Source organism: Pseudoalteromonas sp. XMcav11-Q (genome assembly GCF_040104525.1).
Lineage (GTDB): Bacteria > Pseudomonadota > Gammaproteobacteria > Enterobacterales > Alteromonadaceae > Pseudoalteromonas.
In genome coordinates this window covers 1-23333 of record NZ_JBECOX010000025.1, presented here as the reverse complement: position 1 = coordinate 23333, position 23333 = coordinate 1, and the positions used below count along the sequence as shown (strand labels likewise).

The following is a 23333-nucleotide window of genomic DNA, read 5'->3' as shown; positions in this document are numbered from 1 at the left end:
ATAGCTGCCATTTTAGTGAAGGGTGTGGCAACATACAATCAGTAATGCCTTTCACGCCAAATTTGTGTGGGCTTATTTATCGGATATTAATAAAAGTTGAGCTTAATGACGTTAAAAATGCATGAATTAGAAAAAGCATGTGAAGAGTTTATGCTGTCGACTCCATGTGCAGATACCGCCCATGATTTGTCTCATATCAAGCGTGTAGTTAAAGTCGCAAAGTCACTTTGCGAAGCTGAGGGTGCGGATCCTGCTGTAGTGATCCCTGCCGCTTGGTTACATGATTGTGTTGCCGTAGCAAAAAATCATCCAGATAGGCCGCTGGCGTCTAAATTAGCTGCAGATAAGGCGGTTGCCTTCCTAACAGAGTTGAAGTACGACACGGATAAACTTGAGGCGATTCACCACGCCATTGTTGCACACAGCTTTAGCGCCGGTGTTACACCCACGACATTAGAAGCCAAAATAGTCCAAGATGCAGACAGAATGGATGCGTTAGGGGCGATAGGTGTTAGCCGCTGTATGAAAGTAGGTGGGGCGATAGCGCGTAATCTCTACAATGTAGAAGACCCTTTTTGTGAGCATAGAAAAGCTGACGATACCAAATATACCTTAGATCATTTCTTCATTAAGCTGCTGCATATTAAAGATAACATGCATACCACCGCAGCCCGAGAGCAGGCTCAAGCTCGCACCCAATATATGCTGGATTTTTTAGAACAACTGAAATCAGAAATCGCGGATTAAAAATGACGAGATGAGTATCACCTCGTCATTTGCTTCACAAATACCACCACAAATAGCGCTAATGAAAAGCTGCCGGTAAAAGCCTCAACGGCTGCGATCAGTCGTGAGATCCCCACTGGCGTAATATCCCCGTAACCTAAGGTTGTGAAGGTAACAACACTAAAGTAAAAGCTGTTCAGCAGTGCCATGACGTTTTCAGATACACTGTTGTCTAAGTCCAGTTGCATTATCTGATCTTGAAACGAAACACCAAATAGAAAATAGCAAAATGCACAGGTAATTATCATACCTAGACTGAAGCGAATGACATTTTCCGGTTTTTCTCCATACCCACATAATAAGTCGACAAAGCTGGAAATTAGGTGACGTTTTGAAAATCGTGGATACTGGGCATGTCGCATGCGCAGCTCTTTATACGTAAAGCGCCCAACCATTTCAAATAGTCCTTGGTTTTCTGCGCCCTTACGTAGTAAACGATAGATCTCTTCGGATTGTAGAAACAAGTCTTCCGCGTCTTCTTTGGCTCGGTTTCTACGAGCTTCAAAAGCTTGCTGCTCTTGTAGTAATTGCTCGCCAAGTTCCATATTATCAATACGGGTGTTTTCAAGCTTTATACCGAGCAAATTGGTGCTTTCTAAATTACAGCAGTGTAGACTTGCTTCTCTCAAGTCGGCCTTCATTAGCGACGCATGCTTAATGGTATTATTAAACAGGTGCGCCCCTTTCAAATTGGCACGATAAAAGTTGCTATAAGATAGATCATAGCCATGATGATTTTCAAAGTTAACAAGATTGAGCCCTTCTAAATTGGCTCGCTTCAACTCTAAGCCTTGCAGCAAGCCGCCGCGCTTGGCATAGCGTTCAAGCTTTTGGCTTAGCTCCAAGCCACCTTTATCGAATTTATTGTCATGCCAAAAGCAGTAACCTGAGCCCATATCGATTTCACTGCATTTTTTTCCCTCAGGTGACACATATTGGCAAATGGGTTTATCAGCCATAGCTTGCCTAAATCAAAATGCCTTTTTCATTAAGCGTAGCAGCAAAAATAATAAATACGGTGATTTAACGAAAAAATCTTTCTAATTTATAGAGTGTTAGAAACCATACTATTGATGAGTTTATTGCCATCGTTGGTCAAATTCTTATCTTGCATGGCGTTTGCAGTGACTCTGACAAGTTGCTCATACTATAATGCATGCTTTAGTGACTAAGAATTTGTTATCTTGCAATATCAATTAAAGAAAAGCCGAAAGCGTAAGAGCGTTGCGATAAAAATAAAAGCTGGTCAAGTCTTTGTGTATGCACCAGAGCAAATCTGCGAGCGCTGGTTACATACTTGGGTGGAAAGCAAATCCGATTGGATAAAATCAAAGCTTGCTCTAAAAATCATACCAAAGAGCCCTCGGCCACTGGAAACAGGAGTTGTGCAAGTATTCGGCGAGACCTTTACCATTCAAAGAGGCGAAAGTACGACCTCTGTAATTGATTTTGACAACAAAAGGGTGTTACTTAAGGCTGTCAAAAATGAATGGCGTGAATTAGTTGCGCTGTTAAGCGAAACGCTAAATGACTATGTAGACATGGTTATTGCGCGCTATCAACCTGATATTCAAGCTCGCTTTGATACGCTAAAGATACGAGTTTATAAAAGCCGCTGGGGCAGTTTTTCATCTAAAGGCGTGCTTGCGTTTAATACGTTTTTGATTGGTGCGCCTAAGTGGGTAATCGATTATGTGGTAGTGCATGAACTTTGCCATTTTCATGTCATGGCACACAATAGCGCATTTTGGCATTTGGTAACAAAGCACTATGGCCACGACCATAAAATGGCTCGGCGTTATTTACGTGACCATGGTTGTGACTTGATGATTGAGCATTAGCATAGTGCCCTGTTTATGCCTATTATTTGCCGGGCCTCGCTTTTGCCGCGCGTTTTAACAACTTTTGAAATGTCGGGCATTCAAAATGGCTTGGCGCAGGGCATTTTGCAGCGTGATAGAGGCCATCTCGCATTGCAGTTAAGTGCTTTATGGTTTCATTTAATTCATCCGCTTTGGATTGTAACTTCACCCTATCAATATCCGCTTTACCCTCAGGGGTAAACATGTCCGCTATTTCATCTAACGAAAAGCCTGCGTTTCTTCCAAGGGTAATAAGCGCTAGACGTTCAAGTATCGACGGAGGAAAAACACGTTTGAGCCCTTGTCGACCAATCGATCGGATCAGCCCTTTTTCTTCATAATATCTAAGCGTGGATGCGGGTAAGCCTGACTTCTTTGCAACTTCACTGATATCCATTCTTGTCCTTGACTTAAAGTTAACTTGAACTAATAGGATAGCGGCTATCAGTAAAAAAGAGGAGTAAAAATAGTGGAAAACCTATATTCGATGTTAATGCCAGCAGTTGCCATTGGCGTAGGTGCAACGCTCGTTATGGATTTGTGGGCATTTATGCTCAGTCGCGTGTTTGCTATAAAGGGCTTAGATTATGCATTGGTTGGTAGGTGGATTGGACACTTGTGTCAAGGTCAGCTTACGCATCAAGGTATCGGGCACAGTAAACCAATATCTGGTGAACGTGTCATTGGCTGATGCATGCATTATCTCATAGGGATGGTATTCGCCTTGGCGTTACTACTGGGCGTGGGCAAGCCTTGGTTGACCGAGCCTAGTCTTTTCATTGCGTTAGTTTTTGGCTTAATAACGTGTGCGTTTCCATTTTTTATTATGCAACCCTGTTTTGGTGCAGGGGTAGCAGCATCTAAATTACCAGAGCCGAATAAGGCAAGGGTAAAAAGTATGACAGCACATTTGATTTTTGGCTTTGGATTGTTTTTAAGCTCGTTTATATATGTAAGCTTGTTGTGAGATAACAAAATAGAAGGTGGTGGAGGGAGCTGGATTCGAACCAGCGAAGGCTGAGCCGTCAGATTTACAGTCTGATCCCTTTGGCCGCTCGGGAACCCCTCCATCGTTTGGAGCGTTTACTTTAAAAGTGGTGGAGGGAGCTGGATTCGAACCAGCGAAGGCTGAGCCGTCAGATTTACAGTCTGATCCCTTTGGCCGCTCGGGAACCCCTCCATACATTTTAAAGCGTTACAATTTGAAAGTGGTGGAGGGAGCTGGATTCGAACCAGCGAAGGCTGAGCCGTCAGATTTACAGTCTGATCCCTTTGGCCGCTCGGGAACCCCTCCGAAATTGTAACTGTTGTTTATGGTGGAGGGAGCTGGATTCGAACCAGCGAAGGCTGAGCCGTCAGATTTACAGTCTGATCCCTTTGGCCGCTCGGGAACCCCTCCTAAACAACGGCGGTGATAATAACAAAGTTTTTTTCGAAGTAAAGAAAACTACTAAAGTTTTTCGGAAAAAGGCCGATAAATTCATAATTAGCAAAATAATCGGTTGGAATACATGCAAATTGATGGCGCTTTAATCAGTGAGTCGCAATTAGGGTCCGCATTGAACATTAGTGTTCATGAGACGCGCTCTGCCGATTTTGCCATGCTGTTATCTATGCTATCAACCGATGCATTAGATTTTAGCCAATTTCACCTACCAAAATCTGAAGCTGCCGCAAAAGATAACTCAGAAGAAACACTAAAAAAGCAATTTGAAATAGGTCCACAAAAGCCGCTTGCGCCAAAAGAGTACAATATGCTTATTGGTCAGCATAACGCGCAGCTGGTATCTATGGGGGCGATGGCAACCTTGCGATTGCAAGAAAATTTAAATCCAGAACCTTTTGCCGCACGAAATGATAAAAAGCATATTCCACTCGAAGTCGTAGAAAATTTGGAACCAGCGGTTAAAAGACGTTTGGCGAGCGCGCAAGGTAAACTGGCCTTAGTTGCTGATAAGGCAATGGATGCGGCTGGTTTTTATGATCAAATTGCAACGGGTGATATGCAGAGTATGTTACGCGCGACGGCGTAACAACATTAGCTGCTTTTACTCCATCATAATTGAGCAAATTTAAGACAAACTGGTATTAAACTTGCTGTTTTACAGCTGTTTGCTTCGTTACTAGACTGACATAAAACGCCATGCTTATCGTGCTTCATGTCTAATACCAATTGAATTAATTCTCTAATCAATTTGAAGGGTGAAATAGCATATTAGCTTCGTTAAAAATTTCTCATTTAGAACAACTAAATAGCAAAATTTTTGCCTTGCTACTAAAGCTATTTCCCCGCTTCAAGATAGATCATTTACTTAATACAACCGGTATAAGCTAAACGGCCTTTAATCATCCTTAGCTCGTTTCAAGCCTTTTTTATTGCTTTGTATCTAATCTCTAGTTCAGACTATTTTAGCTACCGTGGCACTTTTTATACTTTTTATCACTGCCGCACGGACAGAGGTCATTTCTGCCTACTTTGGTTGTAGGTGTATCGTACAATTCACCATCTAAGTAATACCATCTGCCTGCTTCGGTAATAAAATTTGACCGCTCATGGAGTATATAGTGTGTGTTTTCTGCGATATAGTGCGCCTTAAACTCAACGATCCCCTGAGTAGCTTCTACTACTTCTTCTAGCACTTCCAATTTTATAAAGTGTGCATAATTAGCAAATGCAGCAATATCGTCGATATTGTTTTGTGCTTGTTTAGCCTGGGCATAGGTGTCATGAATATACTTTGCATCTTTTAAGCAGTATGCAGTATAGCGAGAGCGCATGAGTATTTGTGGACGCTCTGCGAATTTTTGTCCCTTAAGGTACGGCTCACAACATTGCGAATAGGGAAGGGATGAATTGCAATAACAAGACATAAAAACTTCAGTTTTAACAAATTTATATCCTGTTATTGTAGCTTGTTAAGCGCTTTGAAAACAGTGGATCGCAACGTCAGATACCGGCAGTTCCATTTTGTTGATAGTTTGCACTGATGCAATATCAGTCCAAATCACCACTGCAGCGAAATTACCATTGCTGATAGCACTTTTAAGTACATACTCAAGGTCGTATATGTGCTTTTGCCTAATGACGAGCAACTTACTTGCATCAACTGAAGCGCTTTCTAGTAGTGACTTGTTTGGTACATTATCGGGTGCAACGAGTAGCGTCCAGCCTTGTTTATGCTGACATTTATGTAAAACTTTAAGTAACTCTAAACTAGCGACGATCTCATCTTCAACTATCACATTATTGATTTCGTTAAGTGTGTAATAAGTTGAATTGTTTGGCTGTAGAAGTGCATTGCTGTGTAACATAATTGTCTCACTGGTTATCTATACAGTATTTGTATACAGTAGTTTATACAGTGTGTGAATGCAAGGAAAATTGCTAGCTTTTTAATCAATATTCAAGCTTAATTTTTATTTAGTTTAAATTTTCAATATAAAACAAGTGGTTGTGATTTTTTTGAAATGAGAGCTTAATTGACGAAAGTTCAGTATGAGTAAAGCAAGGAAGTTTTCTCAGCTGCGATACAGTAGTTTTCCTACTGTATCATTTTGATCGTCGCAGAGGGAAAGCGTACGTTTACTTAAGAGAGGCTTAGCTACGCCTAGCCTACGTTTTTTTGGAGAGTCAAATTTAATTTACTGGCTAATATGCTGTAGTTGATGAATTTGCTCGTAAAGTGTTGCAGCATAGCACTGTGCATCTCTAAAGCGCTTAGTTGTAAGGAAGCGGCGTACATCTAGTAGTACCTGTTCGGCGCCTTTGTGCCCTTGGCTGCTGGCCAAACTTAACCAAGCGGCCGCATGAAAGGGGCTGGGTGGCACTCCTTGACCTTTCATAAACAACAAACCTAAAAAGAACTGTGCCTTCAAATCACCAGACATCGCCGCCAGTCTTAGCCATTTTGCCGCAAGCGGAAAAGATTTTTCTTTTAGGTAATAGAGGCCTTTTTTCAAAGCTTGGGTATTGTCGTGAAGATCTGGGAATTTTGCGTCCGCTTTTAATGGCGACGTTACAAATTCAAGCACATTCAGCAGCTGCTGTTCTAAGTCATGGTTTGCTGAGTTGTCGGTGCTATTTTGATCCATATCTTTATTCGCAATAATGTTGATAAGCAGAGTGTAGCTGAATTTTAACTATTTTGTCCGAGTTTTAAAGTGATTCGTGTTAAAATCCAACCACTTGTTCCTTAAATTTGTAATTTTAGTTATGCTCGAGCGGTTATTTTCACTGCAAGCTATGCACACCAATGTAAGAACTGAGGTGATTGCTGGCTTGACGACATTCGTTACTATGGTTTACATCGTTTTCGTAAACCCTGCAATGCTAGCAGAAGCTGGCATGGATCACGGCGCTGCTTTTGTAGCAACTTGTATCGCAGCCGCAATCGGCTGTTTTATTATGGGACTATGGGCAAACTATCCTTTAGCGCTTGCGCCTGGAATGGGCTTAAACGCCTTTTTTACCTATGGTGTTGTGCTTGGCATGGGCTATACATGGCAAAGTGCATTAGGCGCGGTATTTATGTCGGGCTGTTTATTTCTATTTTTGAGCGTATTCAAAGTACGCGAATGGGTGATCCAAGCTATTCCCATTGTGCTAAAGCGTGCGATCGCGGCAGGTATTGGCGCATTCTTAGCCTTAATCGCGCTAAAGAACGCGAAAATTGTTATCGCAAGCGATGCGACATTAGTACAACTTGGTGATATCACTTCTCCCGGCCCGCTATTAGCCATTGCGAGCTTTTTTGTGATTGCGGCGCTTATGTACCGTGAAGTCAAAAGTGGCGTGCTTATCAGCATTTTAATGGTAACGGGTATTGCGTGGGGGCTTGGGCTTGTAGATTATCACGGGGTTGTTGATATCCCCCCAAGCATCGCGCCGACCTATATGCAGTTGGATTTGAGCGGAATTTTTGAGCTTTCCATGCTTAGCGTGGTGTTTGCATTTTTATTTGTCGATTTATTTGATACCAGTGGCACATTGGTTGCGGTGACTCAAAAGGCCCGATTATCTGACGAACATGGTCGCATGCCAAGGTTGGGTAGGGCACTGTCAGCTGACAGCACTGCGACGATTGCAGGCTCAGTGCTCGGTACTTCAACGACGACTTCATACATTGAATCAGTGTCGGGTGTATCTGTCGGTGGTCGCACAGGGTTGACGGCCGTGGTCGTGGGGATCTGCTTCTTACTCATGATGTTCTTTGCGCCATTGGCACAGATGGTTCCTGCATATGCGACGGCAGGCGCGATATTGTATGTGTCGGTATTAATGCTACAAAACCTAAAGTTGATTAATTGGGATGAGATGAGCGATGCTATTCCGGTGAGTGTTGTGTTATTGATGACACCGCTCACGTTTTCAATCGCGCATGGTATTGCTTTGGGTTTTATTTCTTATACGGCAGTTAAGTTGGCGTGTAATAAGGCAAATGAAATCAGTATCAGCGTTTGGGTACTGACAGCACTCTTTATCGTTAAGTTTGCTTTTGGTTAAGCAAGTGGGTTTACTTCATTTGTAATAAAAAAGGCTGGGAGACCAGCCTTTCACGTAAATTATGGTGTTACCACTTCTTCTTCGGTGCAAACAATACGTCCAAGTCGTCTTGTTCTTGCTCTGCTTTCTTTTTCACCGCTGATGCGTTGGACGCTCTAAGTTCGCTGCTGATCTCTTCTAAATAACCTTCCAGCTGTGCTTTTTTCTCTTTTACATAGTCATCATTGTATGAGACGGCGCAAATTGTAGCGTAAGCTTTTTCAAAGTATTGTCTTGCTGAACCGACCATGTTTGCGGTTCTCGCTGAAAGCCCTCGTTTTATCTGGCTTTCAACATTGATTTTAAGCTGAAAGCGCTCCAGCCTACGGTCTTCATTAACGAACAGTTGAGTGTCTACTTTACCTTTACTATGCTCTGAGCGTAGTAGTTGGCGTAATTTCTTTATGCCTTGAACTAATGCGATAATTTGTTTGTCGTTGTCTGGAAGTGCTATCGAGTCTGAGTCAGCTGCTTTTTCAGGCTGAGTATTTAAGCGCTCTTGCGACTCGTGTAAGCGACTTTTTAATTCTTTCGAAGTCGGAGACAACTCCACCATTGCGGCTAAAGCATCGTGCACGCGGCGCTGAATAATACGGATCATGACTTCAGACATCGGAATATTGCTGCCATTCATGATGACGTCTTCCGCTTCTTCTATTACGCGTTTTTGCTTAGCAAGTTCTTTGCGTCTCTCCGCTTCTTGTTTCTCTTTATGTTGCTGGATAGCGCTTACCCAAACTGCTATGACGATAAGTGCAACAATCAACATTATTATAATAGAAACAAACATACTGAAATCTCTTTCATGTAACCACCAGTGTAATTTTTTAATCTTACATGAATTCGTACTATTCTGAACAGGTTTACGACAATAACCTGTAAAAAAGATAAAGAATTCATTATTTTTTAGTATAGCCGATGCCTAAATGAGCGGTTAGTTTTAGTGAAAGATAGTCGCCAGATTTAGCTCGTGAGTTTGCAAAAGCGTGTCACAATATCCGCTATTTGGCCAAATGACTGTCGGAGCGTCAGTGAAAATGCTGATATTTAGTACCTCTTGGCTACCTCATTTTTACCAAATGTGCTAGCCTACATAAGGTCGTAACAGGCGGTTTTTATCGCTTTGCACTAAACTCGCTAACAAAAAGCGGTTTTGCTATGGGCTGATGCTCAACATCAAGAGATCATAAGAATAAAAGCAATATGAAATTACAACAATTGAGATATATCGTCGAAGTGTTGAATCACAACCTGAATGTGTCAGCGACGGCGGAAAGTTTATATACCTCTCAACCTGGTATTTCAAAGCAAGTGCGCATGCTTGAAGACGAGTTGGGGGTACAAATTTTTGGCCGTAGCGGTAAGCACTTAACGCATGTTACGGGCGCGGGTAATGAAATTATTAATATTGCTCGTGAGATCCTCTCTAAAGTGGAAGGGATCAAAGCGGTTGCAAATGAACATACCTTACCAGATCAAGGTAAACTAAACATCGCAACGACGCATACACAAGCTCGTTACGCGTTACCTCCTGTGATCCAAGGATTTATGAAAAAATATCCTGCGGTTTCTCTACACATGCATCAAGGTACGCCACAGCAAATCTCTGATGCTGCCGCTCGAGGTGATGCTGACTTTGCTATTGCTACCGAGGCGCTGCATTTGTACAGTGATCTTGTCATGCTACCTTGCTATCACTGGAATCGTAGTATTGTGGTCGCCAAAGACCATCCTCTTGCACAAAAAGGCAGTGCACTGACGGTGCAAGACGTCGCTAAATATCCGTTGATCACTTATGTGTTTGGTTTTACTGGCCGCTCAGAACTGGATAAAGCATTTAATGCTCATGGTTTGGAGCCACACATCGTGTTTACTGCAACAGACGCCGATGTGATTAAAACCTATGTAAGATTAGGGCTCGGTGTTGGCGTATTAGCGTCAATGGCACTTGATGAAAAGTCTGATAGCGACTTAGTTTGTATCGATGCAAGTCACCTATTTGAAGCAAGTACGACGAAAATCGGTTTCAGAAAAGGAAGCTTCCTAAGAGGCTACATGTACGATTTTATTGAGCGATTTGCACCGCATCTCACAAAAGATGTGGTAGAGCGTGCAAGTTTGCTACGAAATCAAGATGATATCGACAAGCTATTTGAAGGTATGACGCTTCCAGTAAAATGAAGTACTTGAAAAGAATATGAAAAAGGCCTCAACAGAGGCCTTTTTCAATACTGTTATTCGTACGGGAGCGGATCTGTTGCGTGGTTTAGTTCAAACGCTTCGAGACGCTCTTGGCAAGCACCGCACTTACCACATGCTTTTTCGCGGCCGTTGTAACACGTCCAAGTGTCAGCGTAATCTAATCCCATTTTTAGACCGTCGGTCAGGATATCAATTTTTGAGTTGTTAAGATAAGGACTGACAATTTCAACCGCGTCGTAGTTCGCAATGCGACAAACATCATCCATCTTTTTAACGAACTCTGGGCGGCAATCTGGATAAATTGCATGATCGCCAGAGTGAGCACCGTAAAATACCTTATTTGCTTTTAGAGAGACAGCGTAACCTACCGCAAGAGAAAGCAAAATCATATTGCGATTAGGCACAATCGTGCTCTTCATGCTCTCTTCTTCATAGTGGCCTTCTGGCACGTCGATGTCATCTGTTAGGCTAGAGCCTGACAATAATTGATTGATAGCCGAAATATCAACGACCTTATGAGCAACGCCGAGTTTTGCACATACGTCAGCGGCAACTTGTAGCTCTTTTACATGTCGCTGGCCATAGTTAAAAGACAGTGCATAAACCTCATGGCCCTCGCGGACAGCCTTGTTTAATACAGTGTAAGAGTCCATTCCGCCGGAATAGATTACGACAACTTTTTCGCTCATAGGTGATTTGCCTCGATTTTGATAGAGGTTTACTTTAGGGCGCGATATACTACACGGCCGCTGGAGAAATGACAATTTTCTCGCGGTATTTTTCGACAACTTTATCTTAAACACGGGGCCATTTTGTACAAGGTTAACGAAATATTTGAAACAATTCAGGGTGAAGCAAGCTTCACTGGTACGCCTTCAATCTTTTTACGTTTGCAGGGCTGTCCAGTTGGGTGCGCTTGGTGTGATACCAAACAAACCTGGGAAACCAACGACACTTTTATTGTTTCATTGGATAACACTGTAGAAAAAAAGGCTGACTCAGAGTGGTGGGCAAACGCGAGTGCTGACGAGATCTTGGCGATTTTCGAGGCGCGGGGCTACCAAGCCAAACATGTGGTGATCACCGGTGGTGAACCTTGTATGTTTGATCTTCGCCCATTATGCGAGTTATTGCATAGTAAAGGGTACAGCACACAGGTTGAAACCAGTGGGACATTTGAGATCCTCGCGCCAGCTGAAACTTGGGTTACTGTGTCGCCAAAAATTAATATGCGTGGAGGTTACAAAGTACTTCCAAGTGCAATGGCTCGTGCCGATGAAATAAAGCACCCCGTCGCGATGCAAAAGCATATTGAGGAATTAGAGGCGTTATTTGCACAAACTGGGGTTGAACCAAAGCTAGTGTATCTTCAGCCAATTAGCCAAAAAGCCAAGGCCACTAAGCTTGCAATAGACAATTGCAAAGCGAAAAATTGGCGCCTATCAGTTCAAGTGCACAAGTATTTAGGGATTAACTAAAGCGATTTGCCTAAGCGTATTTTAGCTAAAAATGCGGTGTGTTTAAGCTGAGGTATTGAACAAGCAGCGTGCTTAGGCGTTAAGTTTTATGTAGAGGTCAATAACACTCGTTACTGACCATTTCAATCATTCTTTGCGTTTCACCACTGTTCTCAAATTGATAGAGATTGCGATTGATATCTTTGAGCAATTCATGCCAATGTGGTTTTTGTTTGCTAAGTGCAAAGTAGAGGTGATTATACTTAATAGGCGGTGTCACGTTTTCAATGTTTCTCAGTAATTCAATTTTCTCAGCTCTAGGTAAGTCTGAATAATTGACCGTAAAGCGCAGCACTTTTGGATCGCCTATTACTAAATTTACGCGCTTACCGACGAGTAATTTCACTAGCTGTAAATCATTTACGGCTTCCACTGTAACGAATTCACCATTATCCATCATAGCATCAAATTCAGGGGTATTCTGATAGCCCCTCACGACACCAATGAGCTCATTCTTAACTGAGTTTAGATTACCATCAAAGCGGTCTTCTTCACCTCTTCGCTTCAAAAAGCCGATTTCACCACCAGGAAAAGCATTAGATAAAGCAAGTAGCTCTCTGCGGGTCTTATTCTTGTGATTGTCAGACGGTGCTGAATCCTCAATATAGTATTCTGGGAATAAAATATCTGCTTTGCCCGTTTCCGCGGCTCTTACAGCACGAGCCCAAGGCAAAAATTCAACATACACTTGATAGTCTAAGTCGGTAAGCAGTGCGACGGCAAACTGGAAAGCCCAGCCTTTGTTGCAGAGGTTTGCACCGATATAAGGTGGCCAATCTAATGTCACGATATGAATGAACGCATTTTTGCCTTTCTTATTGTATAGATAACCCCCTTGGTACTTTTCTCCAGCAACAAGGTGAAATTCACCGCCCTTGAAGTAGGCGACGTTTAAATTCTCCCCATAGATGAAGCTACTAAACATGAGAAAAAACAAGAGTAATAAGGTCTTTACAATCATCGAAGTCAAAAAAGAGTAGCGAATAGGTAAAGTGTAGTGAAGGAAGGTGAAATTAAAAGGAATAATATAAAAAACAAAGGGGCAGTGATGCCCCTTGGTAATCTAGAATATGAAGCTCTACTCTTACTGCACTAATTCTTGTTCAGAGAATGTGTCTGCAAAAAGTGGGCTAGTTAGGTAACGCTCAGCAGCGCTTGGCAAAATAACCACGATGTTTTTATCGGCATTTTCAGGTTTCTCGGCAATTCGCTTTGCGGCAACTAGGGCTGCACCAGAAGAAATACCTACTAAAATACCTTCGTCTTTCATCAGCTGATGTGCCATTGCAATTGCATCTTCATTCGACACCAACTCAACGCCATCAATAAGCTCAAGATCTAGGTTGCCTGGAATAAAGCCAGCGCCAATCCCTTGAATTTTGTGTGGACCTGGCTTTACTTCGTCGCCCGCAAGGGTCTGCGTGATAACTGGTGAGTCAACTGGCTCAACAGCAATTGACTTAACATTTAGGCCTTTTTCATTTTTCAGATAGCGTGAAACACCGGTGATCGTGCCACCTGTACCAACGCCCGCAACGAAGTAATCGATATTACCTTCAAGTGCATCAAAAATTTCTGGGCCCGTTGTTTCAAAATGGATCTTCGGGTTTGCTGGGTTTTCAAACTGTTGTAGTAACACGTACTTTTCAGGGTTACTTGCTTGAATTTCATTTGCTTTTTCAATCGCGCCTTTCATGCCCTTAGCGCCTTCTGTTAGCACTAAATTTGCGCCAAGTGCTTTTAGTAGTTTACGACGCTCAAGGCTCATCGTATTTGGCATAGTAAGTGTCAACTTATAACCACGAGAAGCAGCAACGAAAGCCAGTGCAATACCCGTGTTACCTGAAGTTGGTTCAATAAGTTCTTTACCTTCGCTAAGAAGACCTGCTTTTTCAGCTTCCCAGATCATAGACGCACCAATACGGCATTTAACGCTGAAGCTTGGGTTACGCGCTTCCACTTTTGCGTAAACATTGCCGCCAGAAACGCGATTGATTTTAACCAGCGGTGTATTACCGATAGTTAGACTGTTGTCTGCATATACTTTAGTCATTTGTGTTCCCTAATCTAGGTTTGCTTGTATTCCATCACTTTACTGCGCATTTCGCAAAACGAAAGGAAAGATTGGCTATAAGATATATCAAATTTGCTTATAGCCAATAGTTATTTAAAGGTTGATATTTAAATCAACCAGGCATAACTGAACTTCATAAATACCGTCTTTTCGTCTTTAGTTATCTTTGACAAATCATCGTCTTGATAACCATGATCGGAATAGCCTGCAAAGAAAACGGTTTGTGGGTTTAGTTTATAGGAATAGAGCAGTTGGGTGCTGATGCTTTTATAAGTCGCATCAACATCATCGTTATAATTGCTCTGGTTTCTCGAAATATCTGTATTGATGATTGCCAATCTCAAATAGCTATTAATGTTGAATTGGTAAGTCAGGCGGATATCGCTCAGATTTGCGGTATAAACTTCCGCGCCATCTGCTTTCATTTTTTCGTATGTGTGGCGTAATCTAACTTCAAAATGTTTGCCAAAATTGACGTTAATAACCGGACGGGCGAAATACAAATCACCAACACGGTTGTTTGCAAGGTCAACGCGGTTTCCTTTACTTAAGTTCAAACCTGCGAAAACGCCGGCCATTGGCTTGAACTCCATATAGGTCCACTGTGAATTCTCGGTAAATAGATCGGTATTGCCGTCAATCGCTAAACGGGTTTCATCATGTCGCAGTCCTGTGCGTTTTCTATGTTCAACACCGAAATCAAGAAAGCTTTGCAACGGGCCGTCAACTGCAAAGTTGGTTTGCAGTTCTTTTTCTAATAATTCGCCTTGCTCGTTGTGGGAAATATCCCAGTCGGCGTACCAACGTGCACGGTTCCACCAGTTGCTTTCATCGCCATACCAACGGTACTCACCGCCGAAAAGAAATTTATTAAAGTCGATCTGAGTGATAAAGCCCATATCGGTTCTAAGTGCTGCATCGCGAGCTTGATAGCTGGTAAATGCCTTCCAATGCTTGCGATTGTGTTCATAATTAACGTAATAGCCAGCACCACGGTCATCTTCGTCAATCACTCTGAGTACACTTTCGTTTAGGTCGCACTCAGCGAGCGTACTATCACATAACGCTTCGGCGAAAGCGCTATCATAGTCTGTATCCGAGCCAATTAACTGCACCTGTAAGGTATCGTTATCTGTTGGCTTGTATTTGGCGTCTATACTCGCAACTTGGTTGCGATAGTCGTCGCTTTGCCTAGTCGTCGATGTCACGCCTACAGACAAGGTTTTGTTTAGGTCATGACGATATCTAAGCGCCATGTTTTGGCTTTTTCTCTCTAATGAGACAACACTCGAGCCCAAATTTCCGGGAACAACGACATTGAGTCTTTCATCGTTGGCAATAAATCCCGCAAAAGTGTGACCGTTTTTATTACCGGTAAGCTTGACGCCATAATCGGGTGCTGAAATGTTCCGAGTATGAATAAGGTTAAGGTGAGAAGAAAAGTAATCGGAATTATCTAAAAAGAACGCCCGTTTTTCAGGGAAAAATAGGCTAAAGCTATTATTAACGCTCAATTGTCCCGTGTCAGCTTCAACTTGTGAGAAATCGGGGTTTAGTGTTGCGTTTAGCGTCGTGTCTGGCGTGATAGCCCACTTTACGTCTAAGCCCGGCTCGACATTATTGTCGGCTTGCCATGGCTCTGCGATACCATCATCTATGTCGCGAGATTCTTGCCTATTGGTGACTAGTGTTGGAATAACGGCAAAGTTATTACCTTGCTTAGCCTTAGCAAATCCTTGATATTTTGGCATTTGACAGATCCAGCAAGAATTTGCATGTTGCAATTGCATGCTGGAGATACGCAACCTTTCATTTCTTGGATAAAAACGCAGAAACTCTAAAGCCATGGTTTTGCTTGCGAGAGAGTCGTTAAAATTCAATACACGAAGTGGGATTTCAACTTCAACAACATAACCGTCTTTGTTTATCTTTCCGACGCTATCCCAGATCCCATTCCAAGAACCATTCTCGCTTTTAGTGAGTTCGTTTTCAATTGAGTCTTGTTGTACACCTAGTGGATTGATGAAAAACTGGTAAGCGCTTTGGGCGTTGTTAAATGAATCAATTTTAATGCCGACAAGATCGTCTTCCCAGGCGCGGTCACGGTCACGATAAAATGCGCGGATCAATTCAGGATTAGGGTCCTTTGCATCAAAAGCAATAAATAAAGATTGACCATTCTCATATACGTAGGCCTTAGTTTGTACTGGACTTGATTGGTTCTCGTATGGCCAAGTGATGTTGTTGATATCTATTTCTAATGCACGTTGCCAAATATCGGCTTCAAGTACACCATCAATTTTTGCAGAACTATCGATAAATGGGATTTTATTTGGGTCTAGTGCCCATGCTTGACTAGATAGACTAAGCGCGAAAAAAGAGTAGGTTACAGCTTTAAGCATGAATTTAATTATTTTACAGAGACTTTTTCCAGTATTAGATAATATGCAATGAACTGAAACAATTTATTTTCGTCAGGTTGCAATTATTTACGTTGGGTGGCGAATATGTATACATAAAATGTACAAATCGATTTATCTCCATCGAATTAATAGCAAAGGTGGTCAAAAACATGTTACAACAACGCCTTTGAAAATCTGCTAGGAAGTAACTATGTCTCTTATATTGAAGCTAGTGGCGGGTATCGTCGCTGGTATGTTGGCGGGTCTGTACTTGCCGACTGTGTTAGTTGAGCTCTTATACACCTTCAAGGTGATCATAGGGCAACTTATCAGCTTTACTATTCCTCTGATAATCCTGCTTTTTATTGCTTCAGGTATAGCAGGCTTACCAAAGGGATCGGGCCACTTGCTTGGTAAGACAGTTGGCTTTGCTTATGGGTCAACCATTATTGCTGGCACATTAGCATTTTTATTAGTTAATGCTTTCATCCCATTCTTTGACGGCGGCGTTGCTTATCAAGCCGTGGAAGAATCTCATCTTAAGAGCTTTATTAATATTGAGATCCCTCCGCTGATGGGAGTGATGACGGCACTTGCAACGGCATTTATCTTTGGTATTGGGATGAGCCAGTGTGGCTTAACTAAACTTAAAGGTGTCACTGACGAAGCGAGAGATGTGGTAGATGCACTGCTTGCGAAAGTCATTATTCCAATATTACCACTCTACATCGCCGGTGTTTTTGCTGAAATGGCAGTCGCAGGTACGGTATTCGACACCCTAAGTACGTTTGGCGTGGTATTGCTTGCCGCGATTATTATGCATTGGCTATGGCTAAGCACCCTGTTTGTGGTGAGCGGCCTGTTACTTGGTAGAAATCCATTGGAATTAATCAAAAATATGCTACCTGCGTATTTTACCGCTATTGGTACTATGTCGAGCGCGGCAACTATTCCTGTGTCTCTTCGTGCAAGTAAATCTAATAATGTTAACGAAGAGGTTGCCAATTTTACTGTACCACTTTGTGCCACCATCCATTTGTCAGGGTCGACTATTACCATAGTGACTTGCGCAATGGCCGTGATGCTGCTTTCTCCTGAGATGGTTGTACCGTCATTGTCGGAAATGTTGCCATTTATCTTTATGCTTGGTGTAGTAATGATTGCGGCTCCTGGTGCGCCGGGTGGAGCGGTTATGTCTGCGCTTGGACTATTGACCAGTATGCTTGGTTTTAATGAGGGCGCAGTGGCATTGATGATTGCTTTATATTTAGCGCAAGATAGTTTTGGCACAGCATGTAATGTAACCGGTGATGGTGTGATTGCACTTTGGGTCGATAAATTTTCAAAGCAAAGCTGAGTCATATAAAAATAAATCTACTATAAGTCGCTATGGCTAAATGCCGTAGCGGCTGCCTCTAAAATCATAAAGCGGTGAAATTATAATCAAACTGCTTATTTCATGAATTAACTATTTAGTTAATTCATATCAAAATTGTATTTTTCTCTCGTTTCTATCGTTATGCTTTTAAAAAATATGTGGTAATCTCAAACATCTGGAAGCGGGGCTGTTGGTTGCTTCGCTCCTTTTACCAATATATATGTAGAGGGTATGCCATTGATTAATGTGCTTTTAGTTGATGATCATGAACTTGTCAGGACTGGCATAAAACGCATTTTAGATGATGTGCGTGGCTTTAAAGTGGTAGGAGAAGCCAAAAACGGTGAAGAAGCCGTAACCTTTTGTCGCCAAAGTGAGCCTGACATTGTGCTAATGGACATGAACATGCCTGGAATTGGTGGATTGGAAGCGACCAAAAAGATTTGCCGTTACTGTCCAGATGTAAAAGTTATTGTGCTTACGGTACATTGTGAAGATCCTTTCCCAAGCAAGGTAATGCAAATTGGTGCGCATGGTTACCTAACAAAAGGTGCAGGCCCTGATGAAATGATCAACGCAATACGTGCTGTTAATGCTGGCCAGCGTTATATTGCGCCAGAAATTGCTCAGCAGATTGCCCTTGCGCAATTTAGTGGCCGCAATGACGAAAACCCTTTCCAATCGCTATCGGAAAGAGAATTACAGATCATGCTCATGATCACTAAAGGTGAGAAAGCACAAAATATTGCAGATCGCTTGAACCTAAGCTCTAAGACGGTAAATAGTTATCGCTATCGCATGTTTGAAAAGCTCAATGTGAGCGGTGATGTGGAATTAACCCACTTGGCTATTCGCCATAAAATGATCGATATAGATAGCAGTCATTAAGTTCTTTTTAAATGACTGAATTTGATTACAAACCTTTCCTTAAGACATTAACAACAGAACCTGGTGTGTACCGCATGTACGATGTGGACGACCAGGTTATCTATGTTGGTAAAGCAAAAAACCTCAAAAAACGAGTTTCTAGCTACTTCCGTTCAAATATCACAGATAGTAAAACGCGAGTATTGGTCAGTAATATTGATCATATTGAAGTAACGTTAACGAATACCGAAACCGAAGCGCTGCTTTTAGAAAATAACTTAATTAAGAAATACCAACCACGATATAACATTCTCTTAAGAGACGATAAAAGTTATCCGTATATTTTCTTGAGCGCCCATCAACATCCAAGGCTTGCATTTCATCGTGGTAGTAGAAAACAAAAAGGCGAATATTTTGGTCCTTTTCCTAGCAGTGCTGCGGTATCGGAAAGTCTGAGGTTAATGCAGAAGATCTTCCCGGTTAGGCAATGCGAAGATGCGTATTACCGCGCACGCAGCCGACCTTGTTTGCAGTATCAGTTAAAAAGATGTTCAGGACCATGCGTTGGCAAAGTAAGCGACGAAGAATACCAAGAGCAAGTAGCCATGGTTCGACAGTTTTTGACAGGACGCTCTCAGGACGTTATCTCAGCACTGGTGGAACGAATGGAAACCGCCAGTATGTCTTTGGATTTTGAGAAAGCAGCAAAACACAGAGATCAAATTGCTTTATTAAGGCAAATGCAAGAACAGCAGTCCATTGCAGGGAACTTTGCAGAGCTTGATGTCATCGGTTATGAGCAGAAGAACGGTTTAGTGGCCATTCATGTACTGATGATAAGGGAACATAAGGTACTTGGGACGAAAACACATTTTCCAAAGGTACCAAAAGGTTCTGGGGCAGATGAAGTGCTAACTTCTTTCCTTGGACAGTATTACATTTCAACGGGTAACCACTCAAGAATTGCTAAAGAAATTGTATTGCCATTCGAAATAGAAGAGGAAAGTGCATTAGAAGCAGCGCTGACTCAAGTTTCGAAGCGCAAAGTTAATTTCAAATGTAACGTTCGTGGGGAACGAGCCCAATATCTTGCATTAGCAAATAAAAATGCGCAAAACAGTATTGAAGTTAAACAAAGTGCACAAGACTCAATCACCAAACGATATGCTAAACTAAAAGCAGTGCTAGGGCTGTCAGACATTCAAAGAATGGAGTGTTTTGATATCAGTCATACCATGGGAGAAAACACGGTCGCATCGTGCGTTGTATTCGATGGTCAAGGGCCAAACAATAGAGAGTATCGCAGATATAACGTCACTGGGATCACCCCAGGGGATGATTACGCAGCGATGGATTTTGCATTAAATAAGCGCTACGGCAAAATGTCGGATGAAGCGAAAGTACCCGATATTATTTTTATTGATGGTGGTAAGGGGCAGTTAGGTAGGGCGGAATCTTTCTTCGCTGATTGGCAACTCAATAAAATGCCGATACTGATAGGGGTTGCAAAAGGCACAAGCCGAAAGCCGGGATTAGAAACATTGCTAATAGATGGTGGTCGTAAAACGGTGAATGTCGAAAGTGATTCACCTGCATTACACCTTATCCAGCATATCCGCGACGAATCACATCGCTTTGCAATTGCAGGGCATCGTAATAAAAGACAAAAACAAAGAACGCAATCTGTGCTTGAAGAGATTGAAGGCGTAGGTCAGAAAAGACGTCAGGCACTACTTAAGTTTTTAGGAGGCATGCAGGGAGTTAAATCTGCAAATATACATCAATTAAAGCAAGTTCCTGGGATCAGCCCTGAAATGGCTGAAAAGATATTCAATCATTTGCATGACAAAGCTTAAGCAATCATGCGAACATAGAAAAAAAGACAATACCAAGTAGTTATGTGGAATATTCCAAATACGCTCACAACATTTAGATTGCTACTCATTCCCGTGTTTGCAGTCGTTTTTTATCTTCCTTATTCATGGGCGTTTTTTGCCGCCGCTTTTATTTTCTGGTTAGCTTCCGTTACCGATATCCTCGATGGCTATCTTGCGCGTAAGTTGGAACAGTCAACGCCATTTGGTGCTTTTTTAGATCCTGTTGCCGACAAGGTGATGGTCAGTGTTGCTTTAGTGATACTTGCTACACATTATGATAATTATTTCATTACTATTTCTGCTGTTGTCATTATTAGTAGAGAAATAGTTATTTCTGCGCTGCGTGAATGGATGGCCGAACAAGGTAAAAGAGGTAGTGTTGCAGTATCTTGGCTGGGCAAATTCAAAACAGCTGCACAGATGTTAGCTATTATAGGTTTGATTTGGCAGTTATCAGATTGGATGACAATGCTAAGTTACGCACTTTTAGCTATCGCGACATTGCTAACATTAGTTTCTATGATCCAGTATCTCTATGCTGCAAAAGGAGAATTGACTAATTCTTGACTTGAAATGATTATAAACCCAGCGGTTTAGATAAATTTTGAGCAAACGATTCAAAACATTCATTTTTTATGTTGACGCGTTCCAGAACTTCTGTAGAATGCGTCCGTGTTGAGAGGGCAGTATGCCATCTAAATGAAATTTAGATAGCATCACCTAGCAAGTTAAAGTTTAGAGAAGCTTAGTAAATAAGTAGATTTAAACAATGGAACGCGAGTATAGCTCAGCTGGTAGAGCGCGACCTTGCCAAGGTCGAGGTCACGAGTTCGAACCTCGTTACTCGCTCCAAATTTGCGGCGGAATGGCAGAGTGGCCATGCAGCGGATTGCAAATCCGTCTACCTCGGTTCGACTCCGGGTTCCGCCTCCATTTCTCAACATATCCACATGCGAAAGCAAACCCGATGCCCGGGTGGTGGAATTGGTAGACACAAGGGATTTAAAATCCCTCGCTGGTAACAGCGTGCCGGTTCAAGTCCGGCCCCGGGCACCATTTATATCGGGATTTGTATGTAACAAATCTATATGGTTTTTATATACAAAACGGAACGCGAGTATAGCTCAGCTGGTAGAGCGCGACCTTGCCAAGGTCGAGGTCACGAGTTCGAACCTCGTTACTCGCTCCAATTTTTGCTTTCACACCCGATGCCCGGGTGGTGGAATTGGTAGACACAAGGGATTTAAAATCCCTCGCTGGTAACAGCGTGCCGGTTCAAGTCCGGCCCCGGGCACCATTTATTTTTCACATATCAAATTTACCAGTGTGAAAAATGGAATGCGAGTATAGCTCAGCTGGTAGAGCGCGACCTTGCCAAGGTCGAGGTCACGAGTTCGAACCTCGTTACTCGCTCCAATATTCTTCATGGCGGAATGGCAGAGTGGCCATGCAGCGGATTGCAAATCCGTCTACCTCGGTTCGACTCCGGGTTCCGCCTCCATATCGCATATTCTCTTTATTCTTAATACCCTCACTTATTTATCTTTTTATTATCCAAGAACTTCACTGTTACTGATTTATCCACATCTTCTTTTACTTAAACATTGTTTCTTTAGATCCCAGAATCATTGCTATAGCTACTAGTCAATAATAAGAAGGATCGAAAGTTAGTATTCAATGCCTTTATAAACGCACCTATATTCATATTTTCGATAAAAGGTATCATTTTGGTATCTAGTCCTGCTTATTGGATAGACTTACTGCTTCATAGTCGCTTTACATTTTCACTTCCACATAATTTACGTACACCTTCTCTACATAAAGCAGAATTGACCTGGCTTTGTTTCGAGTTCTATATGTAAGTAGGCAAGTTGATATGCTAACAGATGTTATATAACGCCATTTGTTCAGTTGTTCCTTAGTGATGCTTAAAGTTTATGTAGACTCGCGTGACTTCAATTCGGTCTTTTTGAGTGAAAAATATACTGCTTTGGTATGTTTCGTTTGTTTTTTGTTCGAACAAACCTTTTTTATAAGTTTTAATGAAAAAAGGGTTGCACTAAAATCGGATCGCCCTATAATGCGACCCCACTGACACGGGGCGCTACGCTGAAAAGCAAAGTAGCAACGAGTTAGCGTCAAGTAAAACTTAAGTTCGAAACTTCTTCTCAAGAAATTCAAAATTAAGTGTTGACAAAAAATCGGGAATGCTTAGAATGCTCATCCCTCGAAACAACGAAATGTTTCGAAACGTTCTTTAAAAATATGAAGCAATCATCTGTGTGGGCACTCGTACAGATTGAGTTCTAACAGCAGATTCTAGTTCGCTAGATGACGCAAGCAAATTTAGAGTCTCAATTGAGCTGAGTGACCATAAGTTATTAAAAGATTCAGCCTTGAGCTGTTTTGATTTTACTTTTTTAAAAAGTGAAAATAATAACGCACAGTCAATTCGTTCTTGGAAAAAGAACAAAATCAGAATTCAATGAGCACGAAACTTAGGTTTCGAAAAAACTTTTAATTGAAGAGTTTGATCATGGCTCAGATTGAACGCTGGCGGCAGGCCTAACACATGCAAGTCGAGCGGTAACATTTCTAGCTTGCTAAAAGATGACGAGCGGCGGACGGGTGAGTAATGCTTGGGAACATGCCTTGAGGTGGGGGACAACCATTGGAAACGATGGCTAATACCGCATAACGTCTACGGACCAAAGGGGGCTTCGGCTCTCGCCTTTAGATTGGCCCAAGTGGGATTAGCTAGTTGGTGAGGTAAAGGCTCACCAAGGCGACGATCCCTAGCTGGTTTGAGAGGATGATCAGCCACAC

At 42.2% G+C, this 23333-nt stretch carries 20 protein-coding genes, 11 tRNA genes, 1 rRNA gene and 1 pseudogene; 19 read left to right on the top strand and 14 right to left on the bottom strand.

The genetic code is table 11. The features are described from left to right. Positions 1–105: 105 nt before the first annotated feature. Entirely contained in the window at positions 106–747 is a 642-nt protein-coding gene (locus ABMY45_RS23135) for an HD domain-containing protein (RefSeq protein ID WP_045989065.1), read from the top strand. A 17-nt stretch (positions 748–764) separates the two neighbouring features. On the opposite strand, the gene ABMY45_RS23130 is transcribed toward ABMY45_RS23135, so the two are convergent. Next, complete coding sequence (locus tag ABMY45_RS23130; protein ID WP_010606522.1) at positions 765–1745, bottom strand: ion channel; 981 nt, start codon at positions 1743–1745, stop codon at positions 765–767. A gap of 225 nt (positions 1746–1970) precedes the next feature. Here ABMY45_RS23130 and ABMY45_RS23125 point away from each other — a divergent pair, with 225 nt between their 5' ends. Continuing rightward, the gene (locus tag ABMY45_RS23125) at positions 1971–2627 is read left to right on the top strand and encodes a YgjP-like metallopeptidase domain-containing protein (RefSeq protein ID WP_349289549.1); all 657 of its coding nucleotides are present in this window, start codon (positions 1971–1973) and stop codon (positions 2625–2627) included. A 22-nt stretch (positions 2628–2649) separates the two neighbouring features. Here the strand turns inward: ABMY45_RS23125 and ABMY45_RS23120 are convergent, their stop codons facing one another. Then, positions 2650–3045 (bottom strand): helix-turn-helix domain-containing protein, encoded by a 396-nt coding sequence (locus tag ABMY45_RS23120; RefSeq protein WP_174170944.1) that lies wholly within the window; start codon positions 3043–3045, stop codon positions 2650–2652. Between the two features lie 90 nt (positions 3046–3135). Here ABMY45_RS23120 and ABMY45_RS23115 point away from each other — a divergent pair. Beyond that, a pseudogene (locus ABMY45_RS23115) lies at positions 3136–3615 on the top strand (DUF2938 domain-containing protein). Positions 3616–3632: 17 nt separating this feature from the next. Here the strand turns inward: ABMY45_RS23115 and ABMY45_RS23110 are convergent. The 4 genes from ABMY45_RS23110 to ABMY45_RS23095 form a co-directional block, all read right to left on the bottom strand. Next, positions 3633–3717, bottom strand: a tRNA-Tyr gene (locus ABMY45_RS23110). A 26-nt stretch (positions 3718–3743) separates the two neighbouring features. Next, positions 3744–3828 (bottom strand) — tRNA-Tyr (locus ABMY45_RS23105). Between the two features lie 29 nt (positions 3829–3857). Beyond that, positions 3858–3942, bottom strand: a tRNA-Tyr gene (locus tag ABMY45_RS23100). A 20-nt stretch (positions 3943–3962) separates the two neighbouring features. Further along, a tRNA-Tyr gene (locus tag ABMY45_RS23095) sits at positions 3963–4047 on the bottom strand. Positions 4048–4159: 112 nt separating this feature from the next. Between ABMY45_RS23095 and ABMY45_RS23090 the strand changes: the two genes are divergently transcribed. Further along, positions 4160–4681 (top strand): VC2046/SO_2500 family protein, encoded by a 522-nt coding sequence (locus ABMY45_RS23090; protein WP_349289548.1) that lies wholly within the window; start codon positions 4160–4162, stop codon positions 4679–4681. A 376-nt stretch (positions 4682–5057) separates the two neighbouring features. Here ABMY45_RS23090 and ABMY45_RS23085 read toward each other — a convergent pair whose 3' ends face one another. The 3 genes from ABMY45_RS23085 to ABMY45_RS23075 form a co-directional block, all read right to left on the bottom strand. Continuing rightward, positions 5058–5519, bottom strand: a complete 462-nt coding sequence (locus ABMY45_RS23085; RefSeq protein ID WP_158299142.1) for a YchJ family protein — start codon at positions 5517–5519, stop codon at positions 5058–5060. A 45-nt stretch (positions 5520–5564) separates the two neighbouring features. Continuing rightward, positions 5565–5960, bottom strand: a complete 396-nt coding sequence (locus tag ABMY45_RS23080; RefSeq protein WP_017218896.1) for a SulA-like leucine-rich domain-containing protein — start codon at positions 5958–5960, stop codon at positions 5565–5567. A gap of 330 nt (positions 5961–6290) precedes the next feature. Beyond that, entirely contained in the window at positions 6291–6740 is a 450-nt protein-coding gene (locus ABMY45_RS23075) for an SEL1-like repeat protein (RefSeq protein ID WP_010375560.1), read from the bottom strand. A 121-nt stretch (positions 6741–6861) separates the two neighbouring features. Here ABMY45_RS23075 and ABMY45_RS23070 point away from each other — a divergent pair, with 121 nt between their 5' ends. Then, positions 6862–8151 carry an NCS2 family permease gene (locus ABMY45_RS23070; RefSeq protein WP_349289547.1) on the top strand — a complete coding sequence of 430 codons (1290 nt, stop codon included), beginning with the start codon at positions 6862–6864 and terminating at the stop codon, positions 8149–8151. A gap of 67 nt (positions 8152–8218) precedes the next feature. On the opposite strand, the gene ABMY45_RS23065 is transcribed toward ABMY45_RS23070, so the two are convergent. Continuing rightward, positions 8219–8980 (bottom strand): hypothetical protein, encoded by a 762-nt coding sequence (locus ABMY45_RS23065; RefSeq protein ID WP_039492261.1) that lies wholly within the window; start codon positions 8978–8980, stop codon positions 8219–8221. Positions 8981–9393: 413 nt separating this feature from the next. Between ABMY45_RS23065 and cysB the strand changes: the two genes are divergently transcribed. Then, the gene (gene cysB / locus ABMY45_RS23060) at positions 9394–10371 is read left to right on the top strand and encodes an HTH-type transcriptional regulator CysB (RefSeq protein ID WP_010375565.1); all 978 of its coding nucleotides are present in this window, start codon (positions 9394–9396) and stop codon (positions 10369–10371) included. A 53-nt stretch (positions 10372–10424) separates the two neighbouring features. On the opposite strand, the gene queC is transcribed toward cysB, so the two are convergent. Beyond that, positions 10425–11081, bottom strand: coding sequence for a 7-cyano-7-deazaguanine synthase QueC (gene queC, locus ABMY45_RS23055; protein WP_010375567.1), 657 nt, complete (start codon positions 11079–11081; stop codon positions 10425–10427). Positions 11082–11204: 123 nt separating this feature from the next. Here queC and queE point away from each other — a divergent pair, with 123 nt between their 5' ends. Then, on the top strand, positions 11205–11870 hold the full coding sequence (gene queE / locus ABMY45_RS23050) for a 7-carboxy-7-deazaguanine synthase QueE (protein WP_102056583.1): 666 nt from the start codon (positions 11205–11207) through the stop codon (positions 11868–11870). Positions 11871–11967: 97 nt separating this feature from the next. Here queE and ABMY45_RS23045 read toward each other — a convergent pair whose 3' ends face one another. The 3 genes from ABMY45_RS23045 to ABMY45_RS23035 all read right to left on the bottom strand — a co-directional run bounded on the left by ABMY45_RS23045 (position 11968) and on the right by ABMY45_RS23035 (position 16385). Further along, complete coding sequence (locus tag ABMY45_RS23045; protein WP_102056584.1) at positions 11968–12834, bottom strand: transporter substrate-binding domain-containing protein; 867 nt, start codon at positions 12832–12834, stop codon at positions 11968–11970. Positions 12835–12993: 159 nt separating this feature from the next. Continuing rightward, positions 12994–13962 carry a cysteine synthase A gene (gene cysK / locus ABMY45_RS23040; protein ID WP_010606534.1) on the bottom strand — a complete coding sequence of 323 codons (969 nt, stop codon included), beginning with the start codon at positions 13960–13962 and terminating at the stop codon, positions 12994–12996. Positions 13963–14090: 128 nt separating this feature from the next. Then, positions 14091–16385: a carbohydrate binding family 9 domain-containing protein gene (locus tag ABMY45_RS23035; protein ID WP_206471643.1), complete on the bottom strand. Its 2295-nt coding sequence runs from the start codon at positions 16383–16385 to the stop codon at positions 14091–14093. Positions 16386–16596: 211 nt separating this feature from the next. Between ABMY45_RS23035 and ABMY45_RS23030 the strand changes: the two genes are divergently transcribed. From ABMY45_RS23030 to ABMY45_RS22975, 12 genes are all read left to right on the top strand, one after another. Then, complete coding sequence (locus ABMY45_RS23030; protein WP_010606536.1) at positions 16597–17742, top strand: dicarboxylate/amino acid:cation symporter; 1146 nt, start codon at positions 16597–16599, stop codon at positions 17740–17742. 258 nt (positions 17743–18000) lie between these two features. After that, positions 18001–18651 (top strand): UvrY/SirA/GacA family response regulator transcription factor, encoded by a 651-nt coding sequence (gene uvrY / locus ABMY45_RS23025; protein WP_174170981.1) that lies wholly within the window; start codon positions 18001–18003, stop codon positions 18649–18651. A gap of 11 nt (positions 18652–18662) precedes the next feature. Beyond that, positions 18663–20486: an excinuclease ABC subunit UvrC gene (gene uvrC, locus ABMY45_RS23020; RefSeq protein ID WP_349289546.1), complete on the top strand. Its 1824-nt coding sequence runs from the start codon at positions 18663–18665 to the stop codon at positions 20484–20486. Between the two features lie 42 nt (positions 20487–20528). After that, complete coding sequence (pgsA, locus tag ABMY45_RS23015; protein ID WP_010375584.1) at positions 20529–21074, top strand: CDP-diacylglycerol--glycerol-3-phosphate 3-phosphatidyltransferase; 546 nt, start codon at positions 20529–20531, stop codon at positions 21072–21074. Between the two features lie 209 nt (positions 21075–21283). Then, positions 21284–21359 (top strand) — tRNA-Gly (locus ABMY45_RS23010). A 7-nt stretch (positions 21360–21366) separates the two neighbouring features. After that, positions 21367–21440 (top strand) — tRNA-Cys (locus ABMY45_RS23005). A gap of 36 nt (positions 21441–21476) precedes the next feature. Next, positions 21477–21563, top strand: a tRNA-Leu gene (locus ABMY45_RS23000). Positions 21564–21620: 57 nt separating this feature from the next. Then, positions 21621–21696: transfer RNA gene (locus ABMY45_RS22995), tRNA-Gly, on the top strand. 21 nt (positions 21697–21717) lie between these two features. Beyond that, positions 21718–21804 (top strand) — tRNA-Leu (locus ABMY45_RS22990). 43 nt (positions 21805–21847) lie between these two features. Further along, positions 21848–21923, top strand: a tRNA-Gly gene (locus ABMY45_RS22985). Positions 21924–21934: 11 nt separating this feature from the next. Next, positions 21935–22008: transfer RNA gene (locus ABMY45_RS22980), tRNA-Cys, on the top strand. Between the two features lie 1017 nt (positions 22009–23025). Then, positions 23026–23333, top strand: a 16S ribosomal RNA gene (locus ABMY45_RS22975); the annotation flags it as partial.